The 12,462-nt window shown below is 37.4% G+C and carries 16 protein-coding genes, 1 pseudogene and 1 riboswitch; of the genes and pseudogenes, 14 read left to right on the forward strand and 3 right to left on the reverse strand.

Annotated features, from left to right (window positions below; all coding sequences use genetic code 11):
• The first annotated feature begins 287 nt into the window (after nucleotides 1–287).
• Nucleotides 288–764 (forward strand): DUF2975 domain-containing protein, encoded by a 477-nt coding sequence (locus tag LG276_RS01770; protein ID WP_224938283.1) that lies wholly within the window; start codon nucleotides 288–290, stop codon nucleotides 762–764.
• A gap of 10 nt (nucleotides 765–774) precedes the next feature.
• Nucleotides 775–1,005 (forward strand): helix-turn-helix transcriptional regulator, encoded by a 231-nt coding sequence (locus tag LG276_RS01775; RefSeq protein WP_251163399.1) that lies wholly within the window; start codon nucleotides 775–777, stop codon nucleotides 1,003–1,005.
• Between the two features lie 582 nt (nucleotides 1,006–1,587).
• On the opposite strand, the gene thiT is transcribed toward LG276_RS01775, so the two are convergent.
• Nucleotides 1,588–2,166, reverse strand: coding sequence for an energy-coupled thiamine transporter ThiT (gene thiT / locus LG276_RS01780; protein ID WP_224938281.1), 579 nt, complete (start codon nucleotides 2,164–2,166; stop codon nucleotides 1,588–1,590).
• Nucleotides 2,167–2,270: 104 nt separating this feature from the next.
• A riboswitch (TPP riboswitch) is annotated at nucleotides 2,271–2,375 on the reverse strand.
• 135 nt (nucleotides 2,376–2,510) lie between these two features.
• Between thiT and LG276_RS01785 the strand changes: the two genes are divergently transcribed.
• On the forward strand, nucleotides 2,511–2,753 hold the full coding sequence (locus LG276_RS01785; protein ID WP_251163040.1) for a hypothetical protein: 243 nt from the start codon (nucleotides 2,511–2,513) through the stop codon (nucleotides 2,751–2,753).
• A gap of 27 nt (nucleotides 2,754–2,780) precedes the next feature.
• Nucleotides 2,781–3,755: a peptidoglycan DD-metalloendopeptidase family protein gene (locus tag LG276_RS01790; RefSeq protein ID WP_404293283.1), complete on the forward strand. Its 975-nt coding sequence runs from the start codon at nucleotides 2,781–2,783 to the stop codon at nucleotides 3,753–3,755.
• A gap of 68 nt (nucleotides 3,756–3,823) precedes the next feature.
• On the opposite strand, the gene LG276_RS01795 is transcribed toward LG276_RS01790, so the two are convergent.
• The gene (locus tag LG276_RS01795) at nucleotides 3,824–4,702 is read right to left on the reverse strand and encodes a LysR family transcriptional regulator (RefSeq protein ID WP_251163038.1); all 879 of its coding nucleotides are present in this window, start codon (nucleotides 4,700–4,702) and stop codon (nucleotides 3,824–3,826) included.
• 108 nt (nucleotides 4,703–4,810) lie between these two features.
• Here LG276_RS01795 and LG276_RS01800 point away from each other — a divergent pair, with 108 nt between their 5' ends.
• The 10 genes and pseudogenes from LG276_RS01800 (at nucleotide 4,811) to LG276_RS01845 (ending at nucleotide 11,269) form a co-directional block, all read left to right on the forward strand.
• The gene (locus LG276_RS01800) at nucleotides 4,811–5,812 is read left to right on the forward strand and encodes a YeiH family protein (RefSeq protein WP_224938277.1); all 1,002 of its coding nucleotides are present in this window, start codon (nucleotides 4,811–4,813) and stop codon (nucleotides 5,810–5,812) included.
• A gap of 86 nt (nucleotides 5,813–5,898) precedes the next feature.
• Complete coding sequence (locus tag LG276_RS01805) at nucleotides 5,899–6,312, forward strand: hypothetical protein (RefSeq protein WP_251163037.1); 414 nt, start codon at nucleotides 5,899–5,901, stop codon at nucleotides 6,310–6,312.
• A complete protein-coding gene (locus LG276_RS01810; RefSeq protein WP_251163036.1) occupies nucleotides 6,309–7,586 on the forward strand; it encodes a hypothetical protein in 1,278 nt (425 codons plus the stop codon). Before LG276_RS01805 ends, LG276_RS01810 begins: the two co-directional genes overlap by 4 nt.
• Nucleotides 7,587–7,590: 4 nt before the next feature.
• Nucleotides 7,591–8,040: a DUF4275 family protein gene (locus LG276_RS01815; protein ID WP_224938274.1), complete on the forward strand. Its 450-nt coding sequence runs from the start codon at nucleotides 7,591–7,593 to the stop codon at nucleotides 8,038–8,040.
• Nucleotides 8,037–8,810, forward strand: a complete 774-nt coding sequence (locus LG276_RS01820; protein ID WP_224938273.1) for a Cof-type HAD-IIB family hydrolase — start codon at nucleotides 8,037–8,039, stop codon at nucleotides 8,808–8,810. The genes LG276_RS01815 and LG276_RS01820 overlap by 4 nt, the downstream gene beginning before the upstream one ends.
• A gap of 11 nt (nucleotides 8,811–8,821) precedes the next feature.
• Nucleotides 8,822–9,560: pseudogene (locus LG276_RS01825) on the forward strand (class I SAM-dependent methyltransferase).
• 23 nt (nucleotides 9,561–9,583) lie between these two features.
• The gene (locus LG276_RS01830) at nucleotides 9,584–9,706 is read left to right on the forward strand and encodes a hypothetical protein (protein ID WP_404409905.1); all 123 of its coding nucleotides are present in this window, start codon (nucleotides 9,584–9,586) and stop codon (nucleotides 9,704–9,706) included.
• Nucleotides 9,703–10,281, forward strand: coding sequence for a nucleotidyltransferase domain-containing protein (locus LG276_RS01835; RefSeq protein WP_404293286.1), 579 nt, complete (start codon nucleotides 9,703–9,705; stop codon nucleotides 10,279–10,281). Before LG276_RS01830 ends, LG276_RS01835 begins: the two co-directional genes overlap by 4 nt.
• A 37-nt stretch (nucleotides 10,282–10,318) precedes the next feature.
• A complete protein-coding gene (locus tag LG276_RS01840; protein ID WP_289435104.1) occupies nucleotides 10,319–11,047 on the forward strand; it encodes a cytochrome c biogenesis CcdA family protein in 729 nt (242 codons plus the stop codon).
• A 24-nt stretch (nucleotides 11,048–11,071) separates the two neighbouring features.
• Nucleotides 11,072–11,269 (forward strand): hypothetical protein, encoded by a 198-nt coding sequence (locus LG276_RS01845; RefSeq protein WP_289432630.1) that lies wholly within the window; start codon nucleotides 11,072–11,074, stop codon nucleotides 11,267–11,269.
• A 90-nt stretch (nucleotides 11,270–11,359) separates the two neighbouring features.
• On the opposite strand, the gene LG276_RS01850 is transcribed toward LG276_RS01845, so the two are convergent.
• Entirely contained in the window at nucleotides 11,360–12,070 is a 711-nt protein-coding gene (locus LG276_RS01850; protein ID WP_224938268.1) for a hypothetical protein, read from the reverse strand.
• Nucleotides 12,071–12,462 lie beyond the last annotated feature (392 nt).

Consider the following 12,462-nt stretch of genomic DNA (forward strand, 5'->3'; position numbering starts at 1 on the left):
TTTTTAACTTCTTCTTCTGAGGCTTTACCTTTTTTAAATGAACAAAAGTATAATAATGAAGATAATTGAATGTTCGAAAATGAGATACCTTCTAATTTGTTGAACGATTTATAAATCCAATAGTTTTAAGTTAAAGCATTTCTTTGTAATAAGGAATGCTTTTTTATATTTGTCTAAAATCCAAAGATTATAACAACAAATTAATAATGTTTAGGAACAAAAAAATATTGTGAAACGATAAATTTTATATTAAAATCAAATAGAAATAAATAAGTGAGGTGCTTTTTATGAAACGTGGTTCAACACTCTTTTTAAAAATAGCCGTTTTCTTTATTGGTACTCCAGTTTTTTCCTTAGGTATAATTGGGTTGATTTGGTTACCTAATAATCCGGCAAATCCAGATTATGCCTATATGTTATATCCCATTGTAATCGGAATGTATTTATCGGCAATTCCCTTTTACATTGCACTTTATAAAGCTTTTAAGCTTTTAAGTTATATTGACAAGAACCAAGCTTTTTCGCAAATTTCCGTAAAAGCTTTGAAGCATATAAAACTCTGTGCAACCATATTCAGTATCTTATATGTGGCAATTTTGCCATTCGTTTTTATGTTAGCTCAAGTAGACGATGCCCCAGGTGGTGCAATAATCGGAATGGTCCCTATCTTTGCTTCGATGGTAATTGCAGTATTCGCTGCAGTTCTGGAAAGGCTTTTACAAGAAGCGATAAATATAAAATCAGAAAATGATTTAACGGTCTGAGGTGAAGGAATTGGCGATTATAATTAATATCGATGTGATGTTGGCGAAAAGGAAAATGAGCGTCACAGAACTTTCGGAGAGGGTTGGAATCACGATGGCTAATCTTTCTATTTTGAAAAATGGAAAGGCAAAAGCGATTCGGTTATCCACTTTAGAATCCATTTGTAAGGCTTTGGAATGTCAGCCAGGCGACATATTGGAGTACAATAGCGACGAAGAACTCAAGAATAATAAAGTATAGAAAATAAATTTATTCCATAATCGGGGTAGCGTCAGGAAAATGCGATTTTACAACGTTAAGAAATTACAATATTAAAAAGCCCAATTTCTACAGCATTAAAATTTCTGTTATTTCGATTGAGAGGAATCATGAAGAGGCACTCTTATATCGGCATAAAGGGGAATTCAAATGAGCTAACTATAATCCAATGAGCTAATGATGTGTATCATTAGCTCATTTCGTTTGCGTTTCCTTTATATTCGATATTAATAAAATTTCTCCTATCACACTCAATCTTCTTCGTGATATAAACTATCGAGTCGGTTGCCAACTATCTGCAGATTCGGCGTTGTTATAAATCATGGTCTTCTTCGGATCATCATGGCCGGCCAGAAAATAGAAGAGATGATGGAGGTTTGCCTAGCTGCTTTTGACGCTTTCATTTTGGAAGTATTGTGAAGAGTCGATTGCATGGTTATCTTATGGATATCACGCCGATGTACATGCCACCCTGATTCCTCAGTTCCATCTCATCGTGCGAAAATCTCCCAAAAAGATATCTTAAAAAAAAGGCCCTGAGTTTCCCCCAGAGCCTTTAGTTGATTAATATGCTTTTTTCAGAAGGACCTTATTGGCTGTTGTGTAAAGCATGACAACGACTAAGGCACATACGATAAAGGTAGGTAGCATATATGTTCCGTTATATACGAGTGAGTAAAGTGCGACAGGTTGATCTGCCGGAGCATAGGCACCAAATAGGACTATGCCTGATAAATAATGGCATAAGAAGCGTAAGAAACTTCCTAAGAAAACGCCACTAATAACATACATGTTTGCTTTGGCAAATTGGCCGTCTTGATAATTTTGTACAACTTTCTTCATATAGATGCCTGCGAGTCCGACAACAGCAAAGGCTACGAAATAGTCAATGATCCATGAGGCGAAATGAAAAGGAACAGCTCCTGTTAAGATTTGTAGTCCTCCTAATAATAAGCCCGTTAAGACGCCACCTTTAATACCCCAACGAAAGGCCATTAAGAAAACCGGTACCATAGCAAGTGAGATGGACCCACCTTGTGGCCAAAATCTCCCCATCAGTAAGCCCGATAAGAAATCAAGTAATAATGCCAAAGCTGCAAATATAGCAATTTCCACCATAAAAAGTGTTTTATTTTGTTTCATGTTTTTCCTCCTTCTCCGAAAAGAGAAGCGAACGAGTAAACCTGTATTACTTTTTTGTCATGAAAAAAAGCAATACATAGGCGGTGATGGATGCCTAGTATTGCTCATATCCAAAACCACGATCCCTACGCTAGCATTATCTAACAGGTTCTTAGGGTCAGAACGAACTCGCTCACTCTCAGCCATATTAGGCTCCCCTTGTGGAAGTATTAAATTTATCCTCGGTTAGAATATACTATGACTTTCATCATAATTCAAGAATCTTTTTTTTGGTAAGAGAAAAACAGATTATTTGTGAAACTTATTCCCGAGTTAGTCGTAAAAATAAACGAGGAGTGATTTACATGAAGAAGGTTTTTGAAGTGAACCATCAGGGAGATCATATACTAGTTGAGAATTACTGGATTAATGGTGAAAAGCTATATGTAAATGGCGAATTACAGGATGAAAATTTAGGACTTGCTATAAGAGGAGATTTGGAAGGAAAGTTAGAAGATTCAAGTCGAATTAAAGTAACTATTGGTGGTTTTCTAACTATTAACTGCAAAATATTTCTTGAGAATCGTTTGATTTTCTCTTCTATATAAAGAATAGAAACCTAGGGGGTAGATGGAATGGTCGGGTCAATGGATACTGATTGGTTTATAGATCATTGGTTAAAAGAAGATTTTAAGGAAATTTATAATGCAACCTCAAAAGTGTTTCAAGGGATGGTATCAAGGGCCGATTTTGTCCAGATGGGTTCATCTTTTAATGCAGGTGTACAAAGTTATCAATTAGTCTCACAGACGAATGTCTTAAATGTCGATCAATTCGTATGGGTGGATCATACAAAAGCAAAAGCGGTCGTCGTTGGATTCGACGAAAAGCATACGATTGCAAGCCTCTACTTAAAACCATATTTTGTCTTTCCTGAAACAGATAAGATCTATACGAAGAATGAATATATTATGCCAGTAATGGATGAATGGTTTATATTTTGGGGTGGCACAAATGAATTCATTAATTATCATTACGCTTATGAACATCAAAGATATGCCTATGACCTTTTAAAGGTGAAGGATGGCTCTACATATAATGGTAGACCGGAAAAGAATGAAAGTTATTATGCTTTTGGGGCCGAAGTCATTGCTCCGCAAGATGGAACGGTCATTCAGGTAGTCGATGGCCTCGATGACAATATACCTGGGCAGATGGATGAAGAACACCCGCCAGGCAACTATATTGTGATTGAGCATGCACATAAAGAATATAGTATGATTGCTCATTTTAAAAAAGATACGATTATTGTGAAAGAAGGAGAACAAGTTCGCCAAAAACAATTACTTGGCAAATGTGGGAACTCAGGTAACTCTTCTGAAGCGCATATTCATTTTCAAATCAGTAACTCTGGCGATTGGCAGAAGGGAAAATCGATTCGCATTCGTTTTAAAAATCGCCTGGAACCCATTCAAGGAGAGGTTGTCACAAATAACCTTACTAAATATCAGGATCGATTCGAAGAGAGATTTGACAAAGTTGAAAATACCTTGACGTTTGCAGATTACATCTTTGCCGTTCCTCGTGCTATTCTCCAGTTGTTTAAATAACAATCTGGAGAAAAGTAGAACCTGTAACTTGTTTATTCCTCCCATTTAATCAAACGTTTGTTTAAATACTAAGCTTCAGGACCATATTTCAATGTATCGACTAATAATTGCGTATTGCGATTAAGGTTTGTCCCTTTGGTTAGGATATAAGAAAAGGCTCGTTTTGCATAAAGGCCTTCTATCGGTACAATCTTTAATAGACCGTATGTTAATTCCTCTTGTATGGCTGCCTCGGATAGTAAGGCGAGTCCTAGTCCACTTTTTACACTACTTTTTATTCCTTGGGTAGAGCTGATGATGAAGGTGGATTTGACTCTCATTTGATGAGATTCGATCAGGTGGTCAAATGATTGCCTTGTCCCCGAACCTTCTTCGCGGATAATCCATTCCTGATCATGCAAATCATCTATCGAATGAAAATTTCCTTCATAGGCAGGTGAACAGACAATCACTAAACGATCTTCTGCAAAGGGTGTTTGGACCACCTCTCTTGCATAGGTTTGCCCTTCCACTAAACCGATATCTACTTCTAACCGCCTCACACTATTAATCACCTGATCTGTATTACCAATCGTCACATGGAAGGATAATTGCTCATGTGTTGCTTGTAATTGTGCGATAACGCTCGGCAAAATGTATTCACCAATTGTAAAGCTAGCTCCGATTCGTATGAGCCCTGAGGCGACTTTTTTTTTCTCATATAATGTTTCTTTAAGCTGCTGATACACATCCCATATTTTTAAGCCTTGATTGTAAAAAAGTTCCCCTTCTGCTGTTAAGTGGACTTTTTTTGTTGTGCGCTGAATGAGTGAGGTCGCAAATTCTTCTTCCAGGTTTTTTATATGGACACTAACGGTTGGTTGAGATAATGCCCTTTGTTTAGCTGTTTTTGTAAAATTTTTCTCGCGTGCGAGGACAAGAAACGTCTCAAGTTCCTCCATATGCATTATAAAACCACCCCATTTATCAATAAAATGAATAAGTATTATTATATATATTTATTTCCAAAATAAAAAGGACAAAACTATACTGTAATAGAGAAAGGGGAGGCAGTAATGGATTTAAAGTCATCTTTGAGAACAGGCTCCTTTTATTTTGGAATAGGAACGACATTGATTATTGCAATTATGGCTGGGCTTCTCGCCAAACTACCTTACCTGACGATTATCGGTCAGCTCGTTTTAGCCATTTTGCTAGGTATAATTTGGTCTCATACGATTGGTTGGAACCGTTCATATAAAGTCGGTGTTGATTTTTCTAGTAAAAAATTATTAAGACTAGGCATTATCTTGTTAGGTTTGCGCCTTAATTTATCCGATTTAGCTCATGCAGGTGTAAGTACTTTTCTTTATGCGGCATTCTTATTATGTGTCACCCTCCTAGCAGTTTATAGCTTCGCTAGGATGCTTCGTGTGGATAAGACATTAAGTTTATTAACGGCATGTGGTACGGCGATTTGTGGTGCGGCTGCGATTGTGGCGATTGCATCTGTTGTCAGAGCGAAGGAAAGTGTGACTGCTGTCAGTGTCGGTGTGATTGCTGTGCTTGGTACGCTATTCACGTTACTTTATACATTTCTTTATCCGATTTTACCAATAACCGATTACCAATATGGTATGTTAACTGGAGGCACCCTGCATGAGATTGCGCACGTTGTTGCTGCTTCTTCTGTTGGTGGTGTGGAGGCAGAGAATATCGCCATTATCGTTAAACTAACAAGAGTCATTTTACTTGTACCAGTGGCTATTCTTATCGGCTATTATATGAAGAAGCGGGAAAGTCAAGAGAGCGCAACAAAGAACAAGTTACCGATTCCTTGGTTTATTTTCGGTTTTCTCGCGATGAGTGCCATCAATACGTTGGGGTGGTTGCCGACTGAACTTGTTCAATGGCTTATTAGTGGATCATATTTATTATTAGCAATGGCAATGGCGGGCTTAGGGTTAAATGTAGAACTCTCCGCTTTTAAGAAAATGGGCCTGCAGATTTTTTATGCGGCATTACTTGGTACGATACTGCTTGTTTTATTAGGATTTATCATTATTTTTATTATGTAAAGGGTCACATGAAGTGTGGCTCTTTTTTTTGTTCCATTGTATGATAATAAGCATATATTTCCATTTATGTGTATGAAGGAGTAAGTATGAAAATCATATACCTCGCTATCGTTTTAAGCGTATTCGTTCTCATCGGTTGTGAAAAGGGAGAGCCGATGGTGTTATTGGACGAGCCAATTAAAGCTATTCATTTTTCACCATCAAAAGGCGTGGGTGAAATAAATGAAACCATCCTTTTTTCTATCAAAGAAGATGCAGACATAAAAACAGTGGAAAAAGTCATTTTAACAGCTGTAAAAGAGCCAACAGTATTAAATGAAAGACTGCCAGATTATGATGTAATGGTTGAGTATAAAAAGGGTTTACCTACTCATGCCATTCATTTATGGGTAGGAGAACAAGATGATCCTAGTATTCTCATGTATATGGTTAATGATGGGGAGACGTATTTGACCACAGGCGACATGACAAATGTGTTAAGGGAGATGGTTAAGAAATGATTATAAACGAACAAGAACAAAAAATAATAGAATGGACCAGATTAAAGTTCGGCTTAGCTCATTATGATTTATGTCGTAGTAGTTACAGTCGCCGCGTAACACTGTTCAATGAAACAGTTTACCAATTTTGTATGGAGTGGTTTCCTAAAGAGGCAGATATTGTTGAGGAAAATTTAAATCCTGAGGGAACGGCAGTAATTACGATCGATTTGCAAACAAATAAGGTAGAATCCGCGATTTTTGTGGAAGGGGCAACATATGCAGAGCATGGTGTTGTCTTTCAACAGCGGGATGTAGAAAGCATTATCAAATGGATAGAAGCGGAAACGAATTTGATATATGGTAGGCATTTTCAACTGGAATCCCATAAAGGGGACAAGTACGTTTTTAAAGAATGCTATAAAGGGATAGATATATCTCCACCTGGTTATATTGAACTGAAACTAAATAGTGAAGGAAAACTCGTTTTTTATAGTGTTTATGGGCAATTCCCAAAAGAAGAAGTAGTGAAAGAAGAGGAATATACACTGACCGTTGAGCAAGTAAAGAAAACAGCCCAAGCGCAAATCAAACTGATACATCATCCTTCCTTTGAAGAAGAAAAAATCCACGCTATATATGCTGTAGAGGAAATATATATAGCCAATGATCTTTCGAAAACATTTCCTTTTGAAGGGTTTACCGATAGATGTGGGCGTATTGAATTGGAAGAGCTATTGGTTTGGTCGGAGCCGCTACAAAATAACTTCACTCTGAGTGAGTTGATGTTGATAGAAGATATCTCAGCAAAACAGGCATTCACGAATGAACCTAGTGCTGATACTGAACCGATTAATGAAAGTGAAGTAACTGCTTATATTGACGTCGTTCAAACGTTTTTAAGACAAGTATACCCAGAGTATTCAGGGGAATGGTTATTAACTTCTTTCAATCGCGATATTGGTTATATTCACGCAAATTTAATAGGAAGTAAGAAAAACTCGTTTGTTTTCCAGCGGAAACTGAAAGTCTTTATCGATCCCCGTTCACTCGAGGTGATTAATTATATAGACAACCAGTTATTGATTGATCAATTTAAATCGTATGATGGCCCGGAAGAGGTTGTCCTATCAAAAGAAGAAGCCTATGAAAAAATCAAGGAATTCATTGTGTTAAAACCTTGTTATGTGTATGACTTTGATACACGAAAATATATTTTAAGTGCAATGATTGATAGTTTGTATGGGGTTGATGCCAATACCGGTGAGGTTTTCTTGTTGGCGGATAGGAAGTGATGGAGTGGAGGATTTAGTAACAAGATTGCGAGATCGGGGAGTAAAAGTAACCGAGATACCGAAATGGGGTCCTTATTTACAATATCGCTGTGGGCAGTCATTTGCTAGTCACTTGAATGAGCGTGAAAAAGAAGAGATCTATTTATATGAAAGAGGAAAAATTTGTGGATATTTATGGCATGTTTTTAGTTATGAGACAGTCACTTGTCTTAAAGGAGAACAGGCTAGAGGTAAGTTAGAACAAATGAAAAATATGTCTTGTTATATTTTTTACGAGATGGAGGATAGTGCGTATATCATTGATCGGGTAACATCACTCAAGGCGCTTGATTTCGAGAGAGAAAGTGATATCTATGTGGTAGATGTTGATTTTACTTGGACATATATAAGAACGCATGAAAACCCGTGGTATGGACCCTATTTTTATCATCATAAAGAGGTTGAGAGAAGATGACTTATAAACTGGTCTTCTTTGATGTGGATGGTACGATAACGAGTGAAAAAGATGGGAGTATACCACCAACAACCAAGGTAGTGATTAGAAAACTGATGGAGAAAGGTATACACGTTGTTGCGGCTACTGGTAGGCCATTATCCATGTGTGAAGAGTTGCGGGAAATAGGGATAGAGACATTTATAACTGCTAACGGAGGATATGCCAAGCATCAACAGACGGTCATACATAAGATTCCATTTAATAAAGAGAGATTAATAGACGTGATGAACTTTGCAGAAAAAATGAAACATGGTTTATCTTTTTATACTGAATCCCTTTATATGAATGGTGTCAAAGAAGAAGCTATTCTTACAGCACTTAATGAGACTTTATCTCTTGCTGATTATCCGAGTATAGTGCCTGCTATTCTTGAGGAAGAGGTCTATCTATTATGTTTATTTGCGAATGATAGAGTAGTAGATATTTATCGGCAAACGTTTCCTTATTTAATCTTTAAGAGGTGGCACCCTTATATCTTAAATGTAGTTGAAAAAGAGGTATCTAAGTATGTAGCAATAAAAGAAGTATTAGCCTATTTCAATGTGTACCCTCATGAAGCAATTGCTTTTGGCGATGGTGACAATGACATTGATATGGTGAAACTTGTTGGGCTAGGAATTGCGATGGGTAATGGTAGCCAAGGCGTAAAGACTGCTGCCGATTATGTGACCTCCAGGGCAAGTGAAGGAGGGATAAGTGAGGCGTTAAAGAAGTTCAATATTAAATAAGGAGGTTCGTTATGAAGGAGAATATATATGATCAAGCATCCTTTTTTGAAAAATATAGTCAAATGACACGATCGGTAAAAGGCTTAGAAGGAGCTGGAGAATGGCAAACATTAAAAGGTATGCTGCCAACCTTTCAGGATAAAACCGTCTTAGATTTAGGTTGTGGTTTCGGTTGGCATTGCCGATTCGCGGCAGAGCATGGAGCTAAATCAGTTGTGGGAGTAGACATTTCTGAAAAAATGATTTCGAAAGCAAAAACAAATGTCACAAGACTATGAAAATGTTACATATATTCGATCCACGATAGAGGATATGCAAATAGAAGAGAGGCATTATGATTTGATAGTAAGTTCACTTGCCCTACACTATGTACCTAACTTTGAAGAAGTGGCTAATAATGTTCATAAGGGATTGGTAAAAGGAGGACAATTTATTTTTTCTGTAGAACATCCTATTTTTACAGCACAAGGTAGTCAAGATTGGTTCTATGATGCACAGCAAGAGGTTTCTCATTTTCCTGTTGACCATTATTTCTTTGAAGGAGAAAGACAAACAACCTTTTTGGGAGAAAAAGTAACGAAATACCATAAAACTTTGACTACTTATCTTGATGGCTTACTAAAGCAAGGTTTTCAAATCACAAGAGTAGTGGAACCAAAGCCACCAGAACATATGATGCATACAGAGGAAATGAAGAATGAAATGAGAAGACCCATGATGATCATCATTTCGGCGACTAAATACGAGTAGTAAATATCAATGATGGTTGGTTGTTGAAGAAAGGAGTAGATGATTTGGTCGTTTCAAGAAATTATTCTCTTAACCAGTTTTATGAAATTCCGCCATATACGTACAATCCGGTAGCAGGAGCTTTATATATGGGGTTGAAATTATGACGGAGTTCCAACTTTGTCATAGAATAAAGGAACTCATGTCGGGATTTGATAAACCGTGGTTTATTGCGGGTGGTTGGGCGATTGATTTGCATATCGGTCAAAAGACTAGAGAACATAAAGATATTGAAATCGCTGTATTTCGTCAGGATCAAGCGCATGTAAAAAATCACCTTAAACAATGGAGGTTTCAGAAGGTGGTGAATGGTGAACTAGTTACTTGGGAAGGGGAAAACTTACAGCGACCGATTCATGAAATTCATTGCCAGAATGTGATAGATGGTACTTCTTTAGAAGTATTGTTAAATGAAATCCAACATAACGATTGGATCTTTAGAAGAGATGAGCGTATTCGTTATTCATTTGAAAAAATGAAGTCCGTACACATAGAAGATATTCCATATTTGAGCCCCGAAGTGGTGTTGTTATATAAAGCGAAAGATACGAGAGCGAAAGATCAAGAGGACTTTCTTCGAGTCGTCGATTTCCTATCTTCTGAAGAAAAGAAATGGCTACAAACGGCGATTCAATTACATATGCCACATCATAAGTGGTTAGAATTACTTGTAAGATACTGAAAACACTTACTTAAATGGATCAGGAGGATACCTAGTGATGGATATAATGAATATGACAGTAACCTTAGCATTATTAGGCGGGCTATTGGCATTTTTCTCTCCGTGTACGCTACCGTTATATCCGACTTTTATCTCTTATATTACCGGGGTATCGGTAAATGACCTGAAACAAAAGCGTGGTGCACAGTCGAAGGTAATCCTTCATGCGGTTGCGTTTTGTTTCGGATTAGCATCTTTAAACTATGTATTGGGTTTTTCTGCGAGCTTTCTTGGGGAGTTTTTTAGAGAATATAATGATCTCATTCGCATGTTTGGCGGGATTTTCCTTGTTATGATGGGGATATTTTTAATGGGACTTTTTCAGCCGAAATTTTTTATGAAGGAGATACGCCTCTTCAAATATAAACAAGCAGGAACTTGTTTGAATTCATACTTAGTAGGCGTCATTTTTGCTGCAGCTTGGACCCCATGTATTGGCCCCATCTTAGGTGCTATTATTTACGCTAGTTTGGCTCAACCACCAGAACAAACTTTTATCCATATTACGGCTTATTCGTTAGGATTTTCTATACCGTTTATCTTACTAGGTTTTGCTATTGAGAAGGTGCGATTCTTTCATAAATATTCGAGCCATTTGATGAAAATTGGTGGTTTCATTTTGATTATTATTGGTGTAATGGTCTATTTTGATCAAGTGTATGTCATCAACATTTGGGGAGCGAAGGCGGAATTCTTTTTGAAAGGGTTGTGGGGGGATGGTTACTAGCTAGCACAAAGGGGGGACAATTAGTTGAATCAGTTTAATATAAAGTGGCAAAATCCAATCATCCGTCTGTATATTTTAGGCATGATACCTTTAATCGTGCTGTCTATCATATTATTTAGTGCTTTACCGAGTGAATTGTATTGGATCCCAAACGGTTTATTAATGATTGGTACAATCGTTATGATTCTTACTAGTGCTATACTTTACAGAAAAAGTAACTAGGAAGAGCTGAGTACAACTCCATAAAAAAGACATGAACAAAAGTTTCTGGGAATTTGCTCATGTCATTTAAATTGGGTTATCTCGTTTTATTTACCAATTAAAGACGGTTTTAAGAGTAAAGAGAATCAATGAGTACAAAAGGGAAGCCAATAAGAAAGTGGGCAGATGGGCATAGTCTTCCTCCGGTAACTCTTTACTGATGACATTAAAGATCATTGCGCCTGAACTGAAAGCGATGATGGAGTGGACGAATAACCCTGAAGTAGGGCCCATTGATCCGGCAAGTGCCCCTATAAGCGTAGCTATCGCAAATAGAAAGCGTCCGTACTGATGGTGAACATCTTCGTTACCTTTTCCAATATGATAGGATATGCCGATAAAGTGAAGACCGATGGCTAATCCATAAAATAAAGCTTCACCAGAGTGAACATCAGATGAGAATACAATATAAGAAACCATAAATGTATAGATAGCGAAAAAAGTTGCTTGCACAAAATAGGCGGCGTTTTGGTTCATTTTTTGCGCTTTTGTAGATTTTGCGAATTTATACACACTATAGTAAACAATTAATCCAATCAACCCCAAGAAGTATAGTTCGGAATCGATCGCTAGTGTGCCACCTAACTTGTCTTGTTCTTCATGCATGGAAGGGAGAATATATACAAATACATAAGCGATCGCGACACCGCCGGATAGCGACAGTATTTTTTGTTCTCTCATTGGTAGCCACTTAACAATCTTTAGTGCAAAAAGCTGGATGAATATAAGAATAACGCCAATGATGATGGATTCAATGGTCATGGTGATTCCCCTCCTATTTCTTTACCCTTCTATATACCCGAAAATCATAAATGAGTCATCCTCCGCCAATTTTTATTTGCCTGGTTATTTAACCTGACGAGACGAGATAAAAGGCCAATAGTAGTAATAAGTAAGCTATGAGAGGGAAAAGAATAATCCATGGTGAGTGGTAGATGAAGCCGCGTGCCTGCCCAATGAGCCCAGGCCTTTCATTGGTAATCGAGAGATAAATCGTCGGCAAATATTGTTTTTCCGTGCCACCGAGAAATAGATAAAGACCCGTGATTGGGCCGAAATACACAACCAGCAATTGTAAAAGTAAAACAAGGAAGTATTAGCGAGTCATTCAGTCAGAAAACCCGACATGAAAGCCGAGCAAAAAGCATTAGCAA

The sequence above is a fragment of the Cytobacillus kochii genome, from assembly GCF_044790165.1.
Taxonomy (GTDB): Bacteria; Bacillota; Bacilli; order Bacillales; family Cytobacillaceae; genus Cytobacillus; species Cytobacillus kochii.

What these genes read in the sequence shown, in the direction of transcription:
- LG276_RS01770 (WP_224938283.1), top strand. Translation starts at nt 288, where the DNA reads ATGAAACGTGGTTCAACACTCTTTTTAAAAATAGCCGTTTTCTTTATT.
- thiT (WP_224938281.1), bottom strand. Translation starts at nt 2,166, where the DNA reads ATGAAACAAAATAAAACACTTTTTATGGTGGAAATTGCTATATTTGCA.
- LG276_RS01785 (WP_251163040.1), top strand. Translation starts at nt 2,511, where the DNA reads ATGAAGAAGGTTTTTGAAGTGAACCATCAGGGAGATCATATACTAGTT.
- LG276_RS01790 (WP_404293283.1), top strand. Translation starts at nt 2,781, where the DNA reads ATGGTCGGGTCAATGGATACTGATTGGTTTATAGATCATTGGTTAAAA.
- LG276_RS01795 (WP_251163038.1), bottom strand. Translation starts at nt 4,702, where the DNA reads ATGCATATGGAGGAACTTGAGACGTTTCTTGTCCTCGCACGCGAGAAA.
- LG276_RS01800 (WP_224938277.1), top strand. Translation starts at nt 4,811, where the DNA reads ATGGATTTAAAGTCATCTTTGAGAACAGGCTCCTTTTATTTTGGAATA.
- LG276_RS01805 (WP_251163037.1), top strand. Translation starts at nt 5,899, where the DNA reads ATGAAAATCATATACCTCGCTATCGTTTTAAGCGTATTCGTTCTCATC.
- LG276_RS01810 (WP_251163036.1), top strand. Translation starts at nt 6,309, where the DNA reads ATGATTATAAACGAACAAGAACAAAAAATAATAGAATGGACCAGATTA.
- LG276_RS01820 (WP_224938273.1), top strand. Translation starts at nt 8,037, where the DNA reads ATGACTTATAAACTGGTCTTCTTTGATGTGGATGGTACGATAACGAGT.
- LG276_RS01835 (WP_404293286.1), top strand. Translation starts at nt 9,703, where the DNA reads ATGACGGAGTTCCAACTTTGTCATAGAATAAAGGAACTCATGTCGGGA.
- LG276_RS01840 (WP_289435104.1), top strand. Translation starts at nt 10,319, where the DNA reads ATGGATATAATGAATATGACAGTAACCTTAGCATTATTAGGCGGGCTA.
- LG276_RS01850 (WP_224938268.1), bottom strand. Translation starts at nt 12,070, where the DNA reads ATGACCATTGAATCCATCATCATTGGCGTTATTCTTATATTCATCCAG.